At 70.3% G+C, this 20,406-nt stretch carries 15 protein-coding genes; 9 read left to right on the forward strand and 6 right to left on the reverse strand.

What is annotated here, in order from left to right; genetic code table 11:
- Positions 1-38 precede the first annotated feature (38 nt).
- The 9 genes from uvrA (at position 39) to ACNQOV_RS03545 (ending at position 11,523) form a co-directional block, all read left to right on the forward strand.
- Complete coding sequence (uvrA, locus tag ACNQOV_RS03505) at positions 39-3,065, forward strand: excinuclease ABC subunit UvrA (RefSeq protein ID WP_416393393.1); 3,027 nt, start codon at positions 39-41, stop codon at positions 3,063-3,065.
- Positions 3,066-5,156 carry an excinuclease ABC subunit UvrC gene (gene uvrC, locus ACNQOV_RS03510; RefSeq protein WP_416393394.1) on the forward strand — a complete coding sequence of 697 codons (2,091 nt, stop codon included), beginning with the start codon at positions 3,066-3,068 and terminating at the stop codon, positions 5,154-5,156.
- 250 nt (positions 5,157-5,406) lie between these two features.
- A complete protein-coding gene (gene rapZ / locus ACNQOV_RS03515; protein ID WP_402263109.1) occupies positions 5,407-6,309 on the forward strand; it encodes an RNase adapter RapZ in 903 nt (300 codons plus the stop codon).
- A gap of 75 nt (positions 6,310-6,384) precedes the next feature.
- Positions 6,385-7,365, forward strand: a complete 981-nt coding sequence (gene whiA, locus ACNQOV_RS03520; protein WP_416393395.1) for a DNA-binding protein WhiA — start codon at positions 6,385-6,387, stop codon at positions 7,363-7,365.
- A gap of 365 nt (positions 7,366-7,730) precedes the next feature.
- Complete coding sequence (gene gap, locus ACNQOV_RS03525) at positions 7,731-8,735, forward strand: type I glyceraldehyde-3-phosphate dehydrogenase (protein WP_416393396.1); 1,005 nt, start codon at positions 7,731-7,733, stop codon at positions 8,733-8,735.
- Positions 8,736-8,738: 3 nt separating this feature from the next.
- Positions 8,739-9,956 (forward strand): phosphoglycerate kinase, encoded by a 1,218-nt coding sequence (locus tag ACNQOV_RS03530; protein ID WP_416393397.1) that lies wholly within the window; start codon positions 8,739-8,741, stop codon positions 9,954-9,956.
- Positions 9,957-9,999: 43 nt separating this feature from the next.
- Positions 10,000-10,788, forward strand: a complete 789-nt coding sequence (gene tpiA / locus ACNQOV_RS03535; RefSeq protein ID WP_416393398.1) for a triose-phosphate isomerase — start codon at positions 10,000-10,002, stop codon at positions 10,786-10,788.
- A 120-nt stretch (positions 10,789-10,908) separates the two neighbouring features.
- A complete protein-coding gene (gene secG / locus ACNQOV_RS03540) occupies positions 10,909-11,160 on the forward strand; it encodes a preprotein translocase subunit SecG (protein WP_056124375.1) in 252 nt (83 codons plus the stop codon).
- A 3-nt stretch (positions 11,161-11,163) separates the two neighbouring features.
- Entirely contained in the window at positions 11,164-11,523 is a 360-nt protein-coding gene (locus ACNQOV_RS03545; RefSeq protein ID WP_402263098.1) for an RNA polymerase-binding protein RbpA, read from the forward strand.
- Positions 11,524-11,967: 444 nt separating this feature from the next.
- On the opposite strand, the gene pgl is transcribed toward ACNQOV_RS03545, so the two are convergent.
- From pgl to tkt, 6 genes are all read right to left on the reverse strand, one after another.
- A complete protein-coding gene (gene pgl, locus ACNQOV_RS03550; protein ID WP_416393399.1) occupies positions 11,968-12,738 on the reverse strand; it encodes a 6-phosphogluconolactonase in 771 nt (256 codons plus the stop codon).
- A 121-nt stretch (positions 12,739-12,859) separates the two neighbouring features.
- Entirely contained in the window at positions 12,860-13,804 is a 945-nt protein-coding gene (locus ACNQOV_RS03555; RefSeq protein WP_402263092.1) for a glucose-6-phosphate dehydrogenase assembly protein OpcA, read from the reverse strand.
- On the reverse strand, positions 13,801-15,339 hold the full coding sequence (gene zwf / locus ACNQOV_RS03560; protein ID WP_416393400.1) for a glucose-6-phosphate dehydrogenase: 1,539 nt from the start codon (positions 15,337-15,339) through the stop codon (positions 13,801-13,803). The genes ACNQOV_RS03555 and zwf overlap by 4 nt, the downstream gene beginning before the upstream one ends.
- A gap of 23 nt (positions 15,340-15,362) precedes the next feature.
- Positions 15,363-16,961 carry a glucose-6-phosphate isomerase gene (locus tag ACNQOV_RS03565; RefSeq protein ID WP_416393401.1) on the reverse strand — a complete coding sequence of 533 codons (1,599 nt, stop codon included), beginning with the start codon at positions 16,959-16,961 and terminating at the stop codon, positions 15,363-15,365.
- Positions 16,958-18,073, reverse strand: coding sequence for a transaldolase (gene tal / locus ACNQOV_RS03570; protein WP_402263087.1), 1,116 nt, complete (start codon positions 18,071-18,073; stop codon positions 16,958-16,960). The genes ACNQOV_RS03565 and tal overlap by 4 nt, the downstream gene beginning before the upstream one ends.
- Positions 18,074-18,229: 156 nt before the next feature.
- Complete coding sequence (tkt, locus tag ACNQOV_RS03575) at positions 18,230-20,323, reverse strand: transketolase (protein WP_416393402.1); 2,094 nt, start codon at positions 20,321-20,323, stop codon at positions 18,230-18,232.
- Positions 20,324-20,406: the final 83 nt, after the last annotated feature.

The following is a 20,406-nucleotide window of genomic DNA, read 5'->3' on the forward strand; positions in this document are numbered from 1 at the left end:
CGGCCGAATGTCGGTCCCGCTTCGTAGAATCGACGACGATGACCATCACCTCTGACCGCGGAACCTCGACGTCGGGCCGGAACGCCTTCGGCGAGCTCGCAGACCTCCACATCCCCGGCGGGACGGCCCCGCACAGTACCTCGACGCTCAGCGTCCGTGGTGCACGTGTGCACAACCTGCGCGACGTCGACCTCGAGATCCCACGCGATTCGCTCGTCGTGTTCACGGGCCTGTCCGGATCCGGCAAGTCGTCGCTCGCGTTCGACACGATCTTCGCCGAGGGGCAGCGCCGCTACGTCGAGTCGCTGTCCGCCTACGCCCGGCAGTTCCTCGGCCAGGTCGACCGGCCGGACGTCGACTTCATCGAGGGGCTCTCGCCCGCGGTGTCGATCGACCAGAAGTCGACGAACCGCAACCCGCGGTCGACCGTCGGCACCATCACCGAGGTCTACGACTACATGCGCCTGCTCTGGGCGCGCATCGGCGTGCCGCACTGCCCCGTGTGCGGCGAGGTCATCAGCAAGCAGAGCGTGCAGCAGATCGCCGATCAGCTCATGGAGTTCGAGTCGGGGACGCGCTTCCAGGTGCTCGCGCCCGTGATCTCGAAGAAGAAGGGCGAGTTCGTCGACCTCTTCCAGGAGCTCGCGGCGTCCGGCTACGCCCGCGCGATCGTCGACGGGGAGCGCATCCAGCTCAGCGACCCGCCCAAGCTCAAGAAGCAGGTCAAGCACGACATCTCGGTGATCGTGGACCGTCTCGTCGCCAACGAGGACATCCTCGGGCGTCTGACCGACTCGCTCGAGACCGCACTGCGGCTGACCGACGGTACGGTCGCGATCGACCTCGTCGACGTCGAGGGGCCCGGTGCGGTCCGGACGTACTCCGAGAACCTGTCCTGCCCGAACAACCACCCGCTGGCGCTCACCGAGATCGAGCCCCGGACCTTCTCGTTCAACGCGCCGTTCGGTGCGTGCCCCGAGTGCTCCGGCCTCGGGACCCGGATGTCGGTCGACCCGGACCTGGTCCTCGGCGACCCCGAGGCGTCCCTGCGCGACGGCGTGCTGCTGCCGTGGACCGGGACGAGCGGGCTCTACTCGTACTTCGAGAAGCTCCTCGCGGGCCTCGGCAAGGACCTCGGGTTCGACCTGGACACCCCGTGGAGCAGCCTCGACCCGTCGGTGCAGGCAGCGATCCTGACGGGCAAGGACTTCCAGGTGTCGGTCTCCTGGCGCAACCGGTTCGGCCGCGAGATGCGGTACACGAGCGGGTTCGAGGGCGTCATGCCGTACATCGAGCGCAAGTTCGCCGAGGCCGAGTCCGACTCGCAGCGGCAGCGCTTCCAGGGCTACCTGCGCGAGGTGCCCTGCCCGGTGTGCGACGGCACGCGACTGAAGCCCGAGGTCCTGGCGGTGACGGTCGACGGCCGTTCCATCGCTGACGTCACGGACATGTCGCTCGACAACGCCTACGGCTTCATGGAGAGCCTCACGTTGACCGAGCGCGAGGCGCACATCGCCGCGGCTGTCCTGCGCGAGATCCGAGCGCGGCTCGAGTTCCTGCTCGAGGTCGGTCTGAACTACCTGACGCTCTCCCGCGGGGCCGGTGGTCTTTCCGGTGGCGAGGCGCAGCGCATCCGCCTGGCGACCCAGATCGGCTCCGGTCTGACGGGCGTGCTCTACGTCCTCGACGAGCCGAGCATCGGGCTGCACCAGCGCGACAACCGCCGACTCATCGACACCCTGGTCAAGCTCAAGGACCTCGGCAACACGCTCATCGTCGTCGAGCACGACGAGGACACCATCCGCACGGCGGACTGGGTCGTCGACATCGGTCCGGGTGCCGGTGTGAACGGCGGCAACGTCGTGCACTCCGGTTCGTACGAGGGGATCATCGAGAACCGCGACTCGATCACCGGCGACTACCTCGCCGGTCGGCGCGCCATCGAGGTGCCGGCCGAGCGTCGGAAGGTCAACCTGAAGCGCACGATCAGCGTGCAGGGTGCGCGGGCGAACAACCTCAAGTCGATCGACGCGGACTTCCCGCTCGGTGTCTTCACCGCGGTCACGGGGGTGAGCGGCTCCGGCAAGTCGACGCTCGTCAACGACATCCTCTACAAGGTGCTCGCCAACCAGCTCAACGGCGCACGGCACATCGCAGGGAAGCACACGCGTGTGAAGGGGCTCGACCAGCTCGACAAGGTCGTGCACGTCGACCAGGCGCCGATCGGCCGGACCCCGCGGTCGAACCCGGCGACCTACACCGGTGTCTTCGACCGCATCCGGCAGCTCTTCGCCGAGACGCCCGAGGCGAAGGCGCGTGGCTACCAGCCCGGTCGCTTCAGCTTCAACGTGAAGGGCGGTCGCTGCGAGAACTGCTCCGGTGACGGCACGATCAAGATCGAGATGAACTTCCTGCCGGACGTCTACGTCGCGTGCGAGGTCTGTGGCGGTGCCCGCTACAACCGCGAGACGCTGCAGGTGCACTACAAGGGCAAGGACATCTCCGAGGTCCTCGACATGCCGATCAGCGAGGCGGCCGAGTTCTTCGAGCCGATCTCCGCCATCCACCGGTACATGGCGACGCTGGTCGATGTCGGGCTCGGGTACGTGCGCCTCGGCCAGAGTGCGACGACCCTGTCCGGCGGTGAGGCGCAGCGTGTGAAGCTCGCGACCGAGCTCCAGCGACGCTCGAACGGCCGCACCGTCTACGTGCTCGACGAACCGACCACCGGTCTGCACTTCGAGGACGTCCGGAAGCTCCTGCTCGTGCTGCAGAGCCTCGTCGACAAGGGCAACACCGTCATCACGATCGAGCACAACCTCGACGTCATCAAGTCGGCCGACTGGCTCATCGACATGGGGCCGGAAGGCGGTTCGGGCGGTGGCACGGTCCTCGCGACCGGGACGCCGGAGCACGTGGCGAACGTGCCCGAGAGCCACACCGGCGTGTTCCTCAAGGAGATCTTCGACGCGCAGGACGCGCGGGTCGGCAAGGAGCAGGCCGTCGGCGCCCGGACCGCGACGCAGAAGCGTCCGAAGGCGAAGCAGAAGGCGGGTGCGCGGTAGGTGGCGGACACCGTCTCCTGGCGACCGAAGGCGGGGGAGATCCCGACCGACCCGGGCGTCTACCGCTGGCGTGACGAAGCGGGTCGGGTGCTCTACGTCGGCAAGGCGAAGAACCTCCGTGCCCGGCTGAGCAACTACTTCGCCCCACTGCCGACGCTGCACGAGCGCACCCGGCGGATGGTGCTCACGGCACGCAGCGTCGAGTGGACCACCGTCGGCTCCGAGATCGAGGCGCTGCAGCTCGAGTACACGTGGATCAAGGAGTTCGATCCGCCGTTCAACGTCAAGTTCCGTGACGACAAGTCCTACCCGTACATGGCGATCACCCTCGGTGAGGAATCTCCTCGGGTGATGGTCACCCGGAACCGGAAGATCAAGGGCGCGAAGTACTTCGGGCCGTACCCGAAGATCTGGGCCGTGCACGACACGATCGACCTGATGATCAAGGTCTTCCCGATCCGCACCTGTTCGGACTCGTCCTACAAGAAGGCGATGCAGACCGGCAAGCCGTGCTTCCCGGGTCAGATCGGCAAGTGCGGCGGTCCGTGCTCGCAGAAGGTCACGATCGCCGAGCACCGTGCGATGGTCGAGGAGTTCGTCCGCTTCATGGCGAGCTACGACCGACGTGTCATCACCCAGCTCCGGCAGCGCATGGCCGCATCGGCCGACGCGATGCAGTACGAGCAGGCGGCGAAGTTCCGCGACCAGGTCGGCGCGCTCGAGGCAGTGCTCGAGAAGTCCGCGGTCGTGCTCCGCGACTCGGTCGACCTCGACCTGTTCGGCATCTCCGAGGACGAGCTCGCCGCGGCCGTGCAGCTGTTCTCGGTCCGCGGTGGGCGCATCCGCGGTGTACGCGGGTGGGTGGTGGACAAGGAGCTCGACATCTCGACCGGCGACCTCATCGAGCAGATCGTGCAGGGGCAGTACGCGACGGGCGACGAGCCTCCGCGCGAGGTGGTCGTGCCCGAGCTGCCCGAGGACGCCGACGCGCTGCAACAGTGGCTCAGCGAGCGCCGCGGTGGCCGTGGGACGAAGCTCAGCACCGCCCAGCGTGGCGACCGTGCCGGGCTCGCCCGGACGGCGGCGCAGAACGCGGCGCAGGCGCTGATGCTCTACAAGACCAAGCGGTCGGCCGACTACACGACCCGGTCGGCGGCGCTGGCGGACATCCAGGACGCCCTCGGGATGACCGAGGCACCGCTCCGCATGGAATGCTACGACATCTCGCACCTGCAGGGGACGAACGTCGTCGCGTCGATGGTCGTGTTCGAGGACGGCCTGCCACGCAAGGACCAGTACCGTCGGTACACGATCGCCGAGACCACGGACGACACCGACAGCATGTACCAGGTGCTGACCCGGCGACTCGCGCGCCTCGACGAGGACGCCGAACTGCCGGACGTGCCCGACGTCACGAGCGACGAGCTGGTCGAGGGCTCGAAGCCGACCAAGCGTTTCGCGTACCGGCCGCAGCTGCTGATCGTCGACGGCGGGCAACCGCAGGTGCAGGCGGCGAAGCGCGCGATGGACGAGGCTGGCGTGCGGGACATCGCCCTCGTCGGGATCGCGAAGCGGCTCGAGGAGCTCTGGCTGCCGGACGACGACTTCCCGGTGATCCTGCCGCGCAACTCCGAGGCGCTGTTCCTCATCCAACGGATCCGTGACGAGGCGCACCGCTTCGCGATCACGCACCAGCGGACCCGTCGCAAGCGCGACGTCCGGTCGCGGCTGTCCGAGATCCCCGGCCTCGGGCCCACCCGCGTGAACGCCCTGCTGAAGCACTTCGGATCGGTGGCGCGGCTCCGCGAGGCCACGGCGGCGGAGATCGGCGAGGTGAACGGCGTCGGCCCGGCGACGGCGGCGGCCGTGGTCAGCAAGCTCGCCCAGACCCCCACGAGCGCGCCGGAAGCGGCCGACGCCGGGTCGCCGACGAGCGCGCCGGAAGCGGCCGACGCCGGGTCGCCGACGAGCGCGCCGGCGACGAGCGCACCGGACGGAGTGGACGGAGACGCCATGGCGGACGCGCCGAGCGCACCCGGCACGGCGCGCCTGCCCGAAGTGACCGACGACGGCCCGCACCTGCCCGCATGAGGCGCACCGCGCCTCCCGGACGGACGACGCACGCACCGGACGGACCGGTCGGGCCCGACCAACGCCACGCACCGCACCGACCGGTCCGACGGCACGGACCGCACCGACCGCACGCATCGCACCGCACCGCACCGACCGCACCCGACCGGATGACGCACCCCGAGCCCCCCGTCCGGGCGGTACCCTTGTCCCGCAGCCGAGACCTCCCCGGGCGACGCGCCCGGGCCGCCACGACGGAGCCCACTCCCAGATGACCGACAGCGACCCAGCGCCGACCCGATCGCCGCAGCAGCACGACATCCTCATCGTCACCGGCATGTCCGGGGCCGGTCGTTCGACGGTGGGGAAGGCGCTCGAAGACCTCGGCTGGTACGTGGTCGACAACCTCCCGACGCAGATGCTCGCGCCGCTCACCGAGCTCGCGGACCGCGCCGGCGAGAAGATCCCGAAGATCGCCACGGTGGTCGACGTCCGCGGCGGGCGGTTCTTCACCGACCCCGAGCAGGCCGTCGAACAGGTGCGCAAGAGTGCGTCGGCACGGGTCCGGGTGCTCTTCCTCGAGGCCACCGACGCCGTTCTGGTGCGGCGCTTCGAGCAGGTCCGGCGACCCCACCCGCTCCAGGGCGAGGACACGCTCCTCGACGGCATCGGCCGCGAACGCAGTCGGCTCGCGGCACTGCGCGAGGCATCGGACCTCGTCATCGACACGTCCGACCTGAACATCCACCAACTCGCGAACGCCGTGACCGAGCAGTTCGCCGAGGACCACTTCACCGGCGTGCAGGTGACGCTGATGAGCTTCGGGTTCAAGTACGGACTGCCCGCGGACGCCGACATGGTGGCCGACGTCCGGTTCCTCCCGAACCCGTACTGGGTCCCGGAACTCCGCCCGCACACGGGCCTCGACCGACCCGTCTCCGACTACGTCCTGGCGCAGCCCGGAGCCCGCTCGTTCGTCGAGCGCTACGCCGACGTCCTCGAGCCGGTGTTCGAGGGGTACCAGCGCGAGAACAAAAGACACGCTACGATCGCCATCGGCTGTACCGGCGGCAAGCACCGCTCGGTCGCCATCGTCGCCGAGCTGGCGAACCTCCTCCGCGGGATGCCCGACGTCGCCGTGCGTGTGAAGAACCGAGACCTCGGCCGAGAGTGACCGTCCCTCCGGCCGCTCCACACGACGTGCGCCGGGCACGCGGACCCCACCAGAAGAAACGTTAGGAATGATGCTGTGCCGTTGACTGCCGAGGTCAAGGACGAACTGGCCCGGGTCGTCGTGAACCGGAACACGGTCCGCGCCGCCGAACTCGCGACCATCCTGCGGTTCGCGGGTGGCCTGCACGTCATCTCGGGCAGGATCGCGGTCGAGGTCGAACTCGACACCCGGATCATCGTGCACCGTGTGCGCAAGGACCTCGCCGAGCTGTACGGCGTGCGGAGCGAGGCGTCGGTGGGGTCGTCCGCGTCCGCCCGTCGTGGCACCCGGTACCTCGTGCGCGTGCTCGAGGCGGGGGAGACCCTCGCCCGGCAGACGGGGCTCATGGACGCCCGTCGCCGTCCGGTCCGCGGGCTGCCGAACCGCCTCACCACGGGCAACCGTGAGGACCTCGCCGCGATCTGGCGCGGGGCGTTCCTCGCCGCCGGTTCGCTGACCGACCCCGGTCGGGCGGCCGCGCTCGAGGTCACGTGCCCGGGCAACGAGGCCGCGATGGCGCTCGTCGGCGCCGCGTCGCGGCTCGGCATCGCCGCCAAGGGGCGCGAGGTCCGGGGCGTGCACCGCGTCGTCATCCGCGACGGCGAGGCCATCGGCCAGATGCTGACCGTGATGGGTGCCGCGCGCACCACCGCCGACTGGGAGGAGATGCGCCAGCGCCGCGAGGTCCGCGCGACCGCCAACCGGCTCGTCAACTTCGACGACGCGAACCTCCGCCGCTCGGCGCAGGCCGCCGTCGCCGCCTGCGCCCGGGTCGAGCGTGCGCTCGAGATCCTCGGCGACGAGGTCCCGGACCACCTCAAGTACGCCGGCTCGCTCCGTCTGGAGCACCGCGACGCGTCGCTCGACGAGCTCGGCCAGCACGCCGAGCCGCCGATGACGAAGGACGCCATCGCCGGCCGCATCCGCCGCCTGCTCGCGATGGCCGACAAGCGCGCGTCGGACCTCGGGATCCCCGGCACCGAGGCGAGTGTCCCCGAGGAGCTCGAAGGGGCCTGATCGCGGTCGCGAGACGTTCCGAGACGGGAGGCGGGGGGGCCCCGCGGCCCCCCCCCCCCCCCCCGGGCCCGGGGGGGGGCGGGGCGGGGGCCCCCGGCGGGGCCGGCCGGGGGCCGGCCCCGGCGCGGGCGGGGGGGGGGGGGGCCCCGGCCCCCCCCCCCCCTCCCGTCCGTCTCGCGGGTGGTCCAGGGCGGTCGTCACGACCGTCCGGACGGACCGTCATCGCGCGCAGGCGCGCAGTGTCCGACTGCTAGGGTCGTTACGGCGACGTTACGGGGCGTATCGTCCACCACACGTGGGCCCGAAGGGCCACACGACTCCGAAAGCAGCGCCCCCTGGGCGCTCCACACCCACCAGGAGATCCATTGACCGTCAAGATCGGTATCAACGGCTTCGGCCGCATCGGCCGTAACTTCTTCCGGGCGGCCCTCGCCAAGGGCTCCGACCTCGAGATCGTGGCCGTGAACGACCTCACCGACAACGCCGCCCTCGCGAACCTGCTCAAGTTCGACTCGATCACGGGTCGTCTCGGCAAGTCCGTCGAGCTCGACGGCGACAACATCGTCGTCGACGGCAAGGCGATCAAGGTCCTCGCGGAGCGCGACCCCGCCAACCTCCCCTGGGGCGAGCTGGGTGTCGACATCGTCATCGAGTCGACCGGCTTCTTCACCAAGGCCGCCGATGCGCAGAAGCACATCGACGCGGGTGCCAAGAAGGTCATCATCTCCGCCCCGGCCACGGGTGACGACGTCACCATCGTGCTCGGCGTGAACGAGGACCAGTACGACCCGGCGAACCACAACATCATCTCGAACGCGTCCTGCACCACGAACAGCCTCGCGCCGCTCGCCAAGGTGTTCAACGACAAGTTCGGCATCGAGCGTGGCCTCATGACGACGGTGCACGCCTACACCGCCGACCAGAACCTGCAGGACGGGCCGCACAAGGACCCGCGTCGTGCCCGTGCCGCCGCGCTGAACATCGTGCCGACCTCGACCGGTGCCGCCAAGGCCATCGGCCAGGTCATGCCCGAGCTCGCCGGCAAGCTCGACGGCTTCGCGCTCCGCGTCCCGGTCCCGACCGGTTCGATCACCGACCTCACCCTCGAGACCAAGTCCGAGGTCACGGTCGACGAGATCAACGCCGCCTACAGGGAGGCCGCCGAAGGCCCCCTCAAGGGCATCCTGCTCTACAGCGAGGACCCGCTGGTGTCGACCGACATCACCACGGACCCGCACTCCTCGATCTACGACTCCGGCCTGACCAAGGTCATCGGCGGCCTCGTGAAGATCACCTCGTGGTACGACAACGAGTGGGGCTACTCGAACCGCCTCGTCGACCTCACCGAGTACGTGGGCGAGCGCCTCTAACCCATGGCGCTCCGCACCCTCGAGGACCTCGGCGACCTCGCCGGCAAGCGCGTCGTCGTCCGCTGCGATCTCAACGTCCCGCTCAAGGACGGCGTGATCACGGACGACGGCCGCGTCCGGGCGTCGCTGACCACCCTGGACACCCTGATCACCGCGGGCGCCCGCGTCATCGTGATCTCCCACCTCGGTCGCCCGGACGGCGAACCGAAGCCGGAGTTCTCGCTGGCACCGGTCGGCCAGCGGCTGTCCGAGCTGCTCGGGAAGCCGGTCACGTTCGTCGGCGAGACCGTCGGCGACGAGGCGACCGCCGCCGCCGAGGACCTCGAGGACGGCGACGTCCTGCTGCTCGAGAACCTCCGGTTCAACCCGGAGGAGACCTCGAAGGACGCCGACGTGCGGAAGGCCTTCGCGGACCGCATCGCGGCCCTCGGCGACGCCTTCGTCTCCGACGGCTTCGGGGTCGTGCACCGCAAGCAGGCATCGGTCTACGAGCTCGCATCGGCACTGCCGTCGACCGCGGGATCGCTCATCGAGGCCGAGCTCGGCGTGCTCGAGCGCCTCACCACCTCCCCGGAGCGCCCGTACACGGTCGTCCTCGGCGGGTCCAAGGTGAGCGACAAGCTCGGCGTGATCGACCACCTCCTGCCCCAGGTCGACACCCTGTGCATCGGTGGCGGCATGCTCTTCACGTTCCTCGCGGCCCAGGGCCACGGGGTCGCGAAGTCGCTGCTCGAGCAAGACCAGCTCGACGTCGTCCGCGAGTACCTCTCGCGGGCGAAGGAGCTCGGCGTGACGATCGACCTGCCGACGGACGTCGTCGTGGCGTCCGGGTTCGCGGCCGACGCGTCGCACGAGACGGTGGCGGCCGACGCGATCGAGTCGTCGTCCTTCGGGGCGGACGGCATCGGCCTCGACATCGGCCCGGAGACGGCGGCGCGGTTCGCGTCCGCGGTGTCCTCGTCGAAGACCGTGTTCTGGAACGGCCCGATGGGCGTGTTCGAGTTCCCGGCGTTCGCCGCCGGCACGAAGACCGTCGCCACGGCCCTGACCGAGGTCGACGGCCTCGGTGTGGTCGGCGGTGGCGACTCCGCTGCGGCCGTCCGGTCGCTCGGGTTCTCGGACGACCAGTTCGGGCACATCTCGACCGGTGGCGGAGCGAGCCTCGAGTTCCTCGAGGGCAAGTCGCTGCCCGGTCTCGAAGCACTGGGGTGGTCCCGATGAGCCGTACTCCGCTGATCGCCGGCAACTCCGGGGAGGATGCAGCATGAACCGCACCCCCTTGATCGCCGGCAACTGGAAGATGAACCTGGACCACCTCCAGGCCATCGCCACGGTGCAGAAGCTCGCCTGGACGCTGAAGGACGCGCGTCACGACTTCGACGACGTCGAGGTCGCGGTGTTCCCGCCCTTCACCGACCTCCGCAGCGTGCAGACGCTCATCTCGGCCGACAAGCTCCCGATCCGCTTCGGCGCGCAGGACCTCTCGCAGCACGACTCCGGTGCCTACACCGGCGACGTGTCGGGTGCGTTCCTGGCTGCGCTCGACGCGCAGTACGTCATCGTCGGACACTCCGAGCGGCGCACCGTCCACGGTGAGACCGACGAGGTGGTCGCCGCGAAGACCGCCGCCGCCGTCAAGCACGGCCTCGTGCCGGTGGTCTGCGTCGGCGAGACGGGTGAGCAGCGCGAGGAGCGCGAGGAGCGCGGAGCCGGTGTCGTGCCGGTCGAGCAGCTGCAGGTCGTCCTCGACGCCGTGCAGCCGTCCGAGATCGTCGTGGCGTACGAGCCGGTCTGGGCGATCGGCTCCGGCCAGGCCGCGACCGCCGAGCAGGCGCAGGACGAGTGCGCGGCGATCCGCCGTGGCATCGCCGCCGCCTGGGGGGACGAGGCCGCTGCGGCGACCCGCGTCCTCTACGGCGGTTCGGTGAAGTCGGGCAACATCGCCGGCTTCCTGCGCGAGCCCGACATCGACGGCGCGCTCGTCGGCGGCGCCTCGCTCGACGTGCAGGAGTTCGCGGCCATCGCGCGCTTCCGGCAGCACGTCGGACTCTGATCCACCGGTCACAGGCCGGTCGCCACGGTGCGGCCGGCCTGTGCCACGCCCAGCCCGAGGCACCTCGGCCGACCACCTGGCCGGTATACTCGGATGGCTGACTGACACGAAAGGTACGTCGTGGCGATTCTCTCCGTCGTGCTGCAGGTCCTGCTCGCGATAACGAGCCTCCTGCTCACGCTCCTCATCCTGCTGCACAAGGGCCGCGGTGGCGGCCTCTCCGACATGTTCGGCGGCGGCGTGACGAGCAACCTCGGGGCGTCCGGCGTCGCCGAGCGAAACCTCAACCGCATCACGGTGATCCTCGGTCTCCTCTGGATCGTGTCGATCATCGTGCTCGGTCTCATCAACAAGTTCACGGCGGGGAGCTGATCCATGGCAACCGGAGGCAGTGCAATCCGGGGTTCGCGCGTCGGCGCGGGTCCGATGGGGGAGCAGGACCGCGGGGTCCAGGCCGAGCGTGTGGCGATCTCGTACTGGGACGCCCTCGGCAACGAGGTCGTGCGGTACTTCGCCGCCGGCCTGCCCGATGACGAGATCCCCGAGACGGTGGACTCGCCGTCGACCGGGCTCCCGGCCGGTCGCGACAAGGACAACCCTCCCGTCGTCGCGAAGACCGAGCCGTACAAGACGCACCTCGCGTACGTGAAGGAGCGCCGCACCGAAGAAGAGGCGGCCCAGCTCCTCGAGGACGCGCTGCAGCAGCTCCGCCAGCGTCGCGGTACCGCGAAGTAGTCGCACACGACGTCCGAAGGCTCCCGCACCGATCCGGTGCGGGGGCCTTCGTCGTGTGGGCAGCGGTGCGCGCCCACCGGCCCGGCGCCGACCGCGGGCGACCGAGGTCGCAGGACGTGCAGCGCGGGCGCCGAGCGGCGCCGCGCGGGCGCCGAGCGGGCGCCGACCGGCCCCCGAGCGGGCCCCGAGCGGGCCCCGAGCGGGCCCCGAGCGGGCAGGACACGCCGCGTGCGTTCCGTGAGCGGGCAGGATGCGCCGCCGGCGCACGCCGAACGGGACGTATTTCGCCCACTCGACCCCACGAGCCCCACGAGGCGGGCCGGCCGCACGGGCCGCACCCACGAACGGACGGGAGGCGGGGGGGCCGGCGGGCCGGCCCCCCCCCCCGGGGGGGTGGGGGTGGGCCGGGGGGCCCGCGGCCTCCCGTCCGTCAGGGGACCGCGTCTAGTACGTCGACGCGATGAGGTTCTCGGGGACGTCGCGAGCGGCGTCCTGGTCCACGAAGAACACCGTGCGCTTGCGACCCTGCACGCCACCGACCGGGACCTCGTCGACCGAGGCACCCGCGAGCGCGAGCCCGAGGACCGAGGCCTTCTCGGCTCCGGACAGGATGACCCAGACCCGCTGCGACGCGTTGATCGCCGGGTAGGTGAGGGTCAGGCGCTGCGGCGGCGGCTTGGGGGAGTCGTCGACCGGCAGCACGACGCGGTCGGTGACGGTGAGCTGCGGGAACTCCGGGAAGAGCGAGGCGGTGTGGCCGTCGGGGCCGACGCCGAGGAGCGTGATGTCGAACCGGGGCGCGATCGCGTCGTCCGGCGCGGCGGCGTGCAGTTCCTGCTCGTAGCGCGTCGCCGCCTCCTCGATCGAGAGTCCCTCGTCGGAGGCGGCGATCGGGTGGATGTTCGACGCCGGGATGTCGACGTGGTCGAAGAAGTCCGTCTGCGTGCCGGTGATGTTGCGATCGGCGTCACCCGCCGGTACCCAGCGCTCGTCGACCCACCACACGTGCACCTTCGACCAGTCGACGCTCTCACGCGCCGGCGACTGGCCGATCGCTGCGAGGACGAGCGACGAGACCGAGCCACCGCTGATGGCGATGTCCGCGCGCTCCTGCTCGTCGAGCACGTCGATGATCTTCGTGATGAAGCGTGCGGCGACCGAAGCGCCGAGGGCCTGCTTGTCCGGGTGCACCAGCACCCGCCGTTCGTTGGTCACGTGACTCCCGTGTTCGTGGTGGTCGAACGGTCGTGCGACCACCTTCGGTCCGGCCGTCCGGTCCGGCCGCCGCTCGCGCTGGACGAGCGACGGCCGGTCCGACCGGTCGTGTGGGGCTTGCTCAGCCGGCGATCGACTCGCGCAGCTGGGGGACCCCGTGCTTGACGACGTCTCCGAAGAGGACGTCCGGGTCGAGTCTACGGAGTTCCTCGGCCAGGCAGTCGCGCAGGTTGCGGCGCGGCAGCGACAGGTCGTGCGTCGGCTGTCCGGGCATCGAGAGCGTCGCGACGTCCACCAGGGACCGCTCGAGCTCGATCGCGCCGGACTCGCGGACGAGCTTGACGCCGTGGATGCCGCTCGAGCCGGTCGCACGCGGCGAGGTGACGACGGCGACCGGCACCTCGAGCTGCAGCTGCAGCCACGCGGCGAGCATGATCGTCGACGGGCTGTCGTACGCACCCGAGACCTCGACGGCGGTGATCGGCTCGTACGGCGGCTGGTCGAGCGCCGCGGCGAGCTGGTTCCGCCACAGGGTCAGGCGGGTCCACGCGAAGTCCGTGTCGCCCGGCACGTACGAGGCACCGAGGGCCTCGATCGCACCGTTCGGGTCCTTCTGCGCGGCCGCGTCGGTGATGCGGCGCTGGGCGATGCGGCCGAGGGCCGAGGCGGAGGGCTGCTCCGGAGCGGTCTGCGGCCACCACGCCACGACGGGCGCGTCCGGCAGCAGGAGCCCCGTGACGAGGCTCTCCTCGTCGGTCGCGGTCTCGCCGTAGGCGCGGAGGACGATGACCTCGCTCGCCCCGGCGTCGCTCCCGACCCGGATCTGCGCGTCGAGGCGACCCGGCGACTTGGTGTCACCGTCGTTCTTCGACACGATGATGACGCGCATCGGGTGCTCGCGCGACGCCTCGTTCGCGGCCTCGATCGCCTCTTCCTCGTGGCCGAGGGCCGTCGAGATGATGAGCGTCAGGACACGACCGAGGGCGACGGCGCCGCCCTCCTCGCGGATGTGGACGAGCTTCTTCTGGATCTTCGAGACCGTGGTGTTCGGCAGGTCGATCTTCATGGACGCCTCCAGGTCCGGCCGTCGCGGGCGAGCAGGGCGTCGGCGGACGCCGGACCCCACGTGCCGGGACGGTACTGCTCGGGCTGGCCCTGCGTGGCCCAGAACTCCTCGATCGGGTCGAGGATCTTCCACGACAGTTCCACCTCTTGGTGACGGGGGAACAGGGGCGGGTCGCCGAGGAGCACGTCGAGGATGAGTCGCTCGTACGCCTCGGGCGAGGCCTCGGTGAACGCGTGGCCGTACCCGAAGTCCATCGTCACGTCACGCACCTGGGTGCCGACGCCGGGGACCTTCGAGCCGAACCGGAGCGTGACGCCCTCGTCCGGCTGCACACGGATGACGAGCGCGTTCTGACCGAGCGGGGACTGCGAGTTGCCGTAGACGTCCTCGGGGACGCGCTTGAAGACGATCGCGATCTCGGTCACGCGGCGACCGAGCCGCTTGCCCGCGCGGAGGTAGAACGGGACGCCCTGCCACCGACGGGTCGCGATGTCGAGCTTGATCGCCGCGTACGTCTCGGTGCCGGACTCGGGGTCCATGCCCGCTTCCTCGAGGAAGCCGAGCACCTTCTCGCCGCCCTGCCAGCCGCCGGCGTACTGCCCGCGGGCGGTGGCGGTCGACAGGTCCTCGGGCAGGCGCACCGCCGAGAGCACCTTCTCCTTCTCGGCGCGGAGGTCCGCGGCCTTGAACGAGACCGGCTCCTCCATCGCGGTGAGCGCGAGGAGCTGCAGCAGGTGGTTCTGGATGACGTCGCGCGCCGCACCGATGCCGTCGTAGTACGCGGCACGCCCGGCGACGCCGATGTCCTCGGCCATCGTGATCTGCACGTGGTCGACGTAGTTCGAGTTCCAGATGGGTTCGTACATCTGGTTCGCGAACCGGAGCGTCAGGAGGTTCTGGACGGTCTCCTTGCCGAGGTAGTGGTCGATGCGGAACACGTCGTCCGGCGCGAAGACGCTCTCGACGATCGCGTTCAGCTCGCGGGCCGTGCGGAGGTCGGAGCCGAAGGGCTTCTCGACGACCACGCGGCTCCACGAGTCCTCGCGCCTCTCGGTCAGGCCGGACAGCTTGAGCTGCTCGGTGACCACGGGGAACATCTTCGGCGGGATGGACAGGTAGAACGCGTGGTTGCCGAGCGTCCCGCGCTCCGCGTCGAGCGTGTCGACGGTGCGCTTGAGCTCGCGGAACGCCTCGGGGTCGTCGAACGATCCCTGGACGAACCGGATGCCCTGTTCGAGCTGACGCCAGACGTCCTCGTCGAACGGGGTGCGCGAGTGCTCCTGGACCGCGTCGTGGACGAGCTGGGAGAAGTCTTGGTCCTCCCAGTCACGCCGAGCGAACCCGACGAGGGCGAACCCCGGGGGCAGGAGCCCTCGGTTCGCCAGGTCGTAGACCGCGGGCATCAGCTTCTTGCGGGACAGGTCGCCCGTCACGCCGAAGATGATGAGGGTGCTGGGTCCCGCGATCCGGTTCAGTCGACGATCCGTCGGCAGCCGGAGCGGGTTGTGCTCCGGGGTGATTGCCACCGGTGACATGAGTCGGTGAACTCCTTCGAGAGTCAGAGGGTGACGACGGCGGTCAGTGCTGCGGTGGCAGCGGCGACGTCCGTCGTCGTGAGGGTCAGGACCGGGCGGCCGTGCTGCGCGAGGACACTCGCGTCGCCGGCGGCCTGGGCCTGGATGAGCTGGCCGAACGTGAACGGACGGCCGGGGATGGCGAGGTCGTCGGGCTCGTCGGCCACGATCTGCAGGAACACACCGTTCGCCGGGCCGCCCTTGTGGTACTGGCCGGTCGAGTGCAGGAAGCGCGGTCCGTAGCCGAACGTGACCGGTCGGCCGGTGCGCGCCGCCAGGTCGTCGCGCAGCGACGCGAGGGCCGGGTTCGCGGTCCGGTCGACGTACGCCTGCACGGCCAGGTAGCCGGTCGGGCCGACGTGGTCCAGGAGGCGCGTCACGGCTTCGGCGAGCGTGGTCCCGACCGCCAGGCCCTCGGTCGCGTGGACGGCGGTGCCGTCCTCGGTGAACGCGGGCACGGTCGGGGCCGGACGGTCGTCCAGGAGCGCACGGGCGGCGGACTTCGCCGCTTCGACGTCGGGCTGGTCGAACGGGTCGATGCCGAGCAGTCGACCGGCGACGGCCACGGCGTACTCCCACACGAGGAACTGGCCGCCGAGCGTCCCGGTGATCTCCACCTCGCCGTCGGCGACGTGGCGCTCGTCCTCGCGGGACCCGACGAGTCGGATCACCTGCAGGTCGGGCAGACCGGCCGTCACCTCGGGGGAGTCGACGTCGAGCACGACGGGCAGCAGGCCGCGCCCGCTCTTGCCGGTCGACTCGGCGATCAGCTGCTCCACCCAGTCGCCGAAGCCGACGATGTGGGTGCCGTCCGCGACGATGCCGATCGTGGAGCGCAGCGGGGCGGTGCCACCGAGGACGGCGCCGAGCACGAGGCCCGGGTTCTCGTCGATGTCGACCGCGAGGAGCGCGGAGATCGCGTCGGCCTCGTCGAGGAGTTCCGCGATGTCGGCGCCCGCGAGGCCGGACGGCACGAGGCCGAACGCGGTCAGCGCGGAGTAGCGGCCGCCCACGTTCGGGTCGGCGGTGAACACGCGGTACCCGGCGTCGATGGCCGCGGCCTCGAGCGGAGAGCCCGGGTCGGTGACGACGACGATCCGCTTCGCCGGGTCGATGCCGGCGTCGCGGAAGGCCTGCTCGTACACACGGCGCTGCGAGTCGGTCTCGAGCGTCGAACCCGACTTCGAGGAGACGACGAGCACGGTGCGGTCCAGCTGGTGCTCCACAGCGGCCCGGACCTGTGCCGGGTCGGTGGAGTCGAGGACCGTGAGCGGCACACCGGCGGTCCGGGTGATGACCTCCGGTGCGAGCGACGAGCCGCCCATGCCGGCGAGGACGACGTGGTCGACCCCCTCGGCACGGAGCGACTCGCGGAGGGCAGCGACCTCGGCGACGAGCGGGCGGGAGACCGAGACGGCCTCCACCCAGCCGAGGCGCTTCGACGCCTCGGCCTCGGCGTCCGGACCCCAGAGCTCGGGGTCCTGGGCCGTGATGCCCGACGCCACCAGGTCGGTGACGAGACGCGGGACCACCTGGTCGATGGCCCGCGCCGCGTCACCGCTGGTGGCGATGGAGACCGTCACTCCTTGGCGCCCTCGAGCGCGGTCTTGACGGTGTCGACGAGCTCGCCCCACGAGACGATGAACTTGTCGACGCCCTCACGCTCGAGCAGCGCCACGACGTCGTCGTAGCTGATGCCCTGGGCGGCGATCTGGTCGAGGACCTGCTGCGCCTCGTCGAACGAGCCGGCGATGGCGTCGCCGTGGATCTCGCCGTGGTCGAACGTGGCGTCGAGGGTCTTGCCCGGCATGGTGTTGACGGTGCTCGGCGCGGCGAGCTCGGTCACGTAGAGCGTGTCCGGCAGCGACGGGTCCTTGACACCGGTCGACGCCCACAGCGGGCGCTGGGTGTTCGCGCCGGCCTCGAGCAGGCCGAGGGCGCGCTCGGAGGCGAACGCCTCGGTCCAGACCTGGTACGCGAGCTGGGCGTTCGCGATGCCGGCCTTCGACTTGAGGGCCTTCGCCTCGTCCGTGCCGACGGCGTCGAGACGCTTGTCGATCTCGGAGTCGACGCGCGACACGAAGAAGGACGCGACCGAGTGGATCTTCGAGAGGTCGTGGCCGGCGGCCTTGGCCTTCTCGAGACCACCGAGGTAGGCGTCGATGACGGCGCGGTAGCGCTCGAGCGAGAAGATCAGGGTGACGTTGACCGAGATGCCGGCGGCGATGACCTCGGTGATGGCCTCGAGGCCCTCGACGGTCGCCGGGATCTTGATGAGCACGTTCTCGCGGCCGACCTTGTCGAACAGGAACTTGGCCTGCTCGATGGTCTTCTGGGTGTCGTGCGCGAGGCCGGGCTCGACCTCGATCGACACGCGGCCGTCGAAGCCCTTGGTCGAGTCGTAGATCGGCTTGAAGATGTCGGACGCGTTCGCGACGTCCTGCGTGGTGATCTCGAAGATCGCGTCGGTCAGCTCGGTGCCGGCGGCCGCGAGCTCCTTGACCTGCGCGTCGTAGCGCTCGCCCTTGGCGAGGGCCGAGGCGAAGATCGTCGGGTTGGTCGTGACGCCGACGACGTTCTTCTCGGCGATGAGGGACTCGAGCTTGCCGGTCTCCAGCAGTTCGCGGGACAGGTCGTCGAGCCAGATGCTCACGCCGACCGCGGAGAGGGCGGCGGTGGGGGTGTTCTCAGCCATGTGTTTCTCTTCTTCTTTCATCGACTGGCCGTCGTCGCGGTGGCGACGGGGGCCGTGGTGTCGGGGTCTCGGGGAACCGGCAGGCGCGGGGCGGGGCCGAGCCGCGCCTCCCGGAAGAAGGGCCGGATCCGGCGAACCGGACCCGGCCCTGTCGGGTCAGGAAGCCGCGAGGGATTCCTTCGCGGCGGCCACGACGTGCTCCGTCGTGAAGCCGAACTCCTTGAAGAGCGTCTGGTAGTCGGCCGAGGCACCGAAGTGCTCGATCGAGACGCTGCGGCCCTTGTCGCCGACGATGTCGCGCCAGCTCATCGCGATGCCGGCCTCGACCGACACGCGAGCGGTGACGTCCTTCGGCAGGACCTGGTCCTGGTAGTTCTCGGACTGTGCGCGGAACCACTCGAGCGACGGGGCGCTCACGACGCGGGCGTTGATGCCCTCGCCCTTGAGCTGCTCGCGCGCGTCGACGGCGATCTGGACCTCGGAGCCGGTCGCGATGAGGATCACGTCCGGGGTGCCGTTCGGCGCCTCGGCCAGGATGTACGCGCCCTTGGCGACGTTCTTCGCCGAGGCGAAGGTCTCACCCGAGGCCTCGCCCTCGCCACGCTCGAAGACGGGGAGGTTCTGACGGCTCAGCGCGATGCCGGCCGGGCGGTCCTTGTGCTTGAGCATCTCGAGCCAGGCGTAGGCGACCTCGTTGGCGTCGGCCGGGCGGACGACGTCCAGACCCGGGATCGCGCGGAGGGCGCTGAGCTGCTCGATCGGCTGGTGCGTCGGGCCGTCCTCGCCGAGGGCGACGGAGTCGTGCGTCCAGACGTAGATCGCCGGCGCCTGCATGAGCGCGGCGAGACGGACTGCCGGACGCATGTAGTCGCTGAAGATGAGGAACGTGCCGCCGAAGGGGCGGGTGTTCCCGTGCAGGACGATGCCGGACAGGATCGAGCCCATCGCGTGCTCGCGGATGCCGAAGTGCAGCACGCGGCCGTACGGGTCGGTGCTCCACGTCTTGGTCGACGCCTCGGCCGGACCGAAGGACTTGGCGCCCTCGATCGTGGTCAGGTTCGACTCGGCGAGGTCGGCCGAACCGCCCCAGAACTCGGGCATGAGCGGCGCGATGGCGTTGATGACCTTGCCGGAGGCGGCGCGGGTCGAGACGGCCTTCTCGGTCGGGAAGACCGGGAGCGCCTCTTCGAGGCCCTCGGGGAGCTCGCCAGCGTTGATGCGGTCGAGGAGCGTCTTCTTCTCCGGGTTGGCCGCGGCCCACGCGTCGAAGGTCTGCTGCCACTCGGCGTGCTCGGCCTGGCCCTTGGCGACGGCGCCGCGGGTGTACTCGAGCACCTCGGGGTCGACGTGGAAGGTCTGCTCGGGGTCGAAGCCGAGCACCTCCTTGAGGCCCTTGAGCTCCTCGCCGCCGAGGGCGGAGCCGTGGATCTTGCCGGAGTTCTGCTTGGTCGGCGACGGCCAGCCGATGATCGTCTTGAGGACGATGAGCGACGGCTTGGTCGTCTCGGCCTTGGCGGCCTCGACGGCGCGGTACAGCTCCTCGACGTCCTCGGAGTACTCGCCGGTCTTCTTCCAGTCGACGTGCTGGACGTGCCAGCCGAGGGCCTCGTAGCGGGCCGCGACGTCCTCGGAGAACGCGATGTCGGTGTCGTCCTCGATCGAGATCTGGTTCGAGTCGTAGAAGACGACCAGGCGACCGAGCTGCTGGCGGCCGGCGAGGCTGGCGGCCTCGTTCGTGACGCCTTCCTGCATGTCGCCGTCACCGGCGATCACGTAGGTGAAGTGGTCGAACGGCGACTGGCCGTCGGCGGTCTCCGGGTCGAACAGACCGCGCTCGAAGCGCTGCGCGTAGCCGAAGCCCACGGCGGACGCGAGGCCCTGGCCGAGCGGGCCGGTGGTGATCTCGACACCGTCGGTGTGGCCGTACTCCGGGTGACCCGGGGTCTTCGAGCCCCACTTGCGCAGGTGCTGGAGGTCCTCGAGCTCGAGGCCGTAGCCGTGCAGGTAGAACTGCACGTACTGCAGGATCGAGGCGTGGCCCGCAGAGAGGATGAAGCGGTCGCGGCCGATCCAGGTGGAGTCGCTGGGGTCGCGACGCATCACCTTCTGGAAGAGGAGGTGGGCGACCGGCGCGAGGCTCATCGCGGTGCCGGGGTGACCGTTGCCGGCGGCCTCGACCGAGTCGGCGGCGAGTACGCGGGCCGTGTCGACGGCCTTCCTGTCGATGGCGTCCCAGGTGAATTCAGCCACTTGGATGTTGACCCTTCTTGATGCGACATGTGCGAGGGCTCGTGCCATCGCACGGACATGATCGCCATCCCGGGGCCTTCGTC

This window comes from Curtobacterium sp. LFS084, assembly GCF_047977705.1.
Classification (GTDB): domain Bacteria; phylum Actinomycetota; class Actinomycetes; order Actinomycetales; family Microbacteriaceae; genus Curtobacterium.

Bases quoted from the DNA above. Each gene is read 5' to 3' on its own strand.
- zwf (WP_416393400.1), bottom strand. From the start codon at position 15,339: ATGTCACCGGTGGCAATCACCCCGGAGCACAACCCGCTCCGGCTGCCG.
- ACNQOV_RS03530 (WP_416393397.1), top strand. From the start codon at position 8,739: ATGGCGCTCCGCACCCTCGAGGACCTCGGCGACCTCGCCGGCAAGCGC.
- ACNQOV_RS03555 (WP_402263092.1), bottom strand. From the start codon at position 13,804: ATGAAGATCGACCTGCCGAACACCACGGTCTCGAAGATCCAGAAGAAG.
- uvrA (WP_416393393.1), top strand. From the start codon at position 39: ATGACCATCACCTCTGACCGCGGAACCTCGACGTCGGGCCGGAACGCC.
- rapZ (WP_402263109.1), top strand. From the start codon at position 5,407: ATGACCGACAGCGACCCAGCGCCGACCCGATCGCCGCAGCAGCACGAC.
- tal (WP_402263087.1), bottom strand. From the start codon at position 18,073: ATGGCTGAGAACACCCCCACCGCCGCCCTCTCCGCGGTCGGCGTGAGC.
- ACNQOV_RS03545 (WP_402263098.1), top strand. From the start codon at position 11,164: ATGGCAACCGGAGGCAGTGCAATCCGGGGTTCGCGCGTCGGCGCGGGT.
- tpiA (WP_416393398.1), top strand. From the start codon at position 10,000: ATGAACCGCACCCCCTTGATCGCCGGCAACTGGAAGATGAACCTGGAC.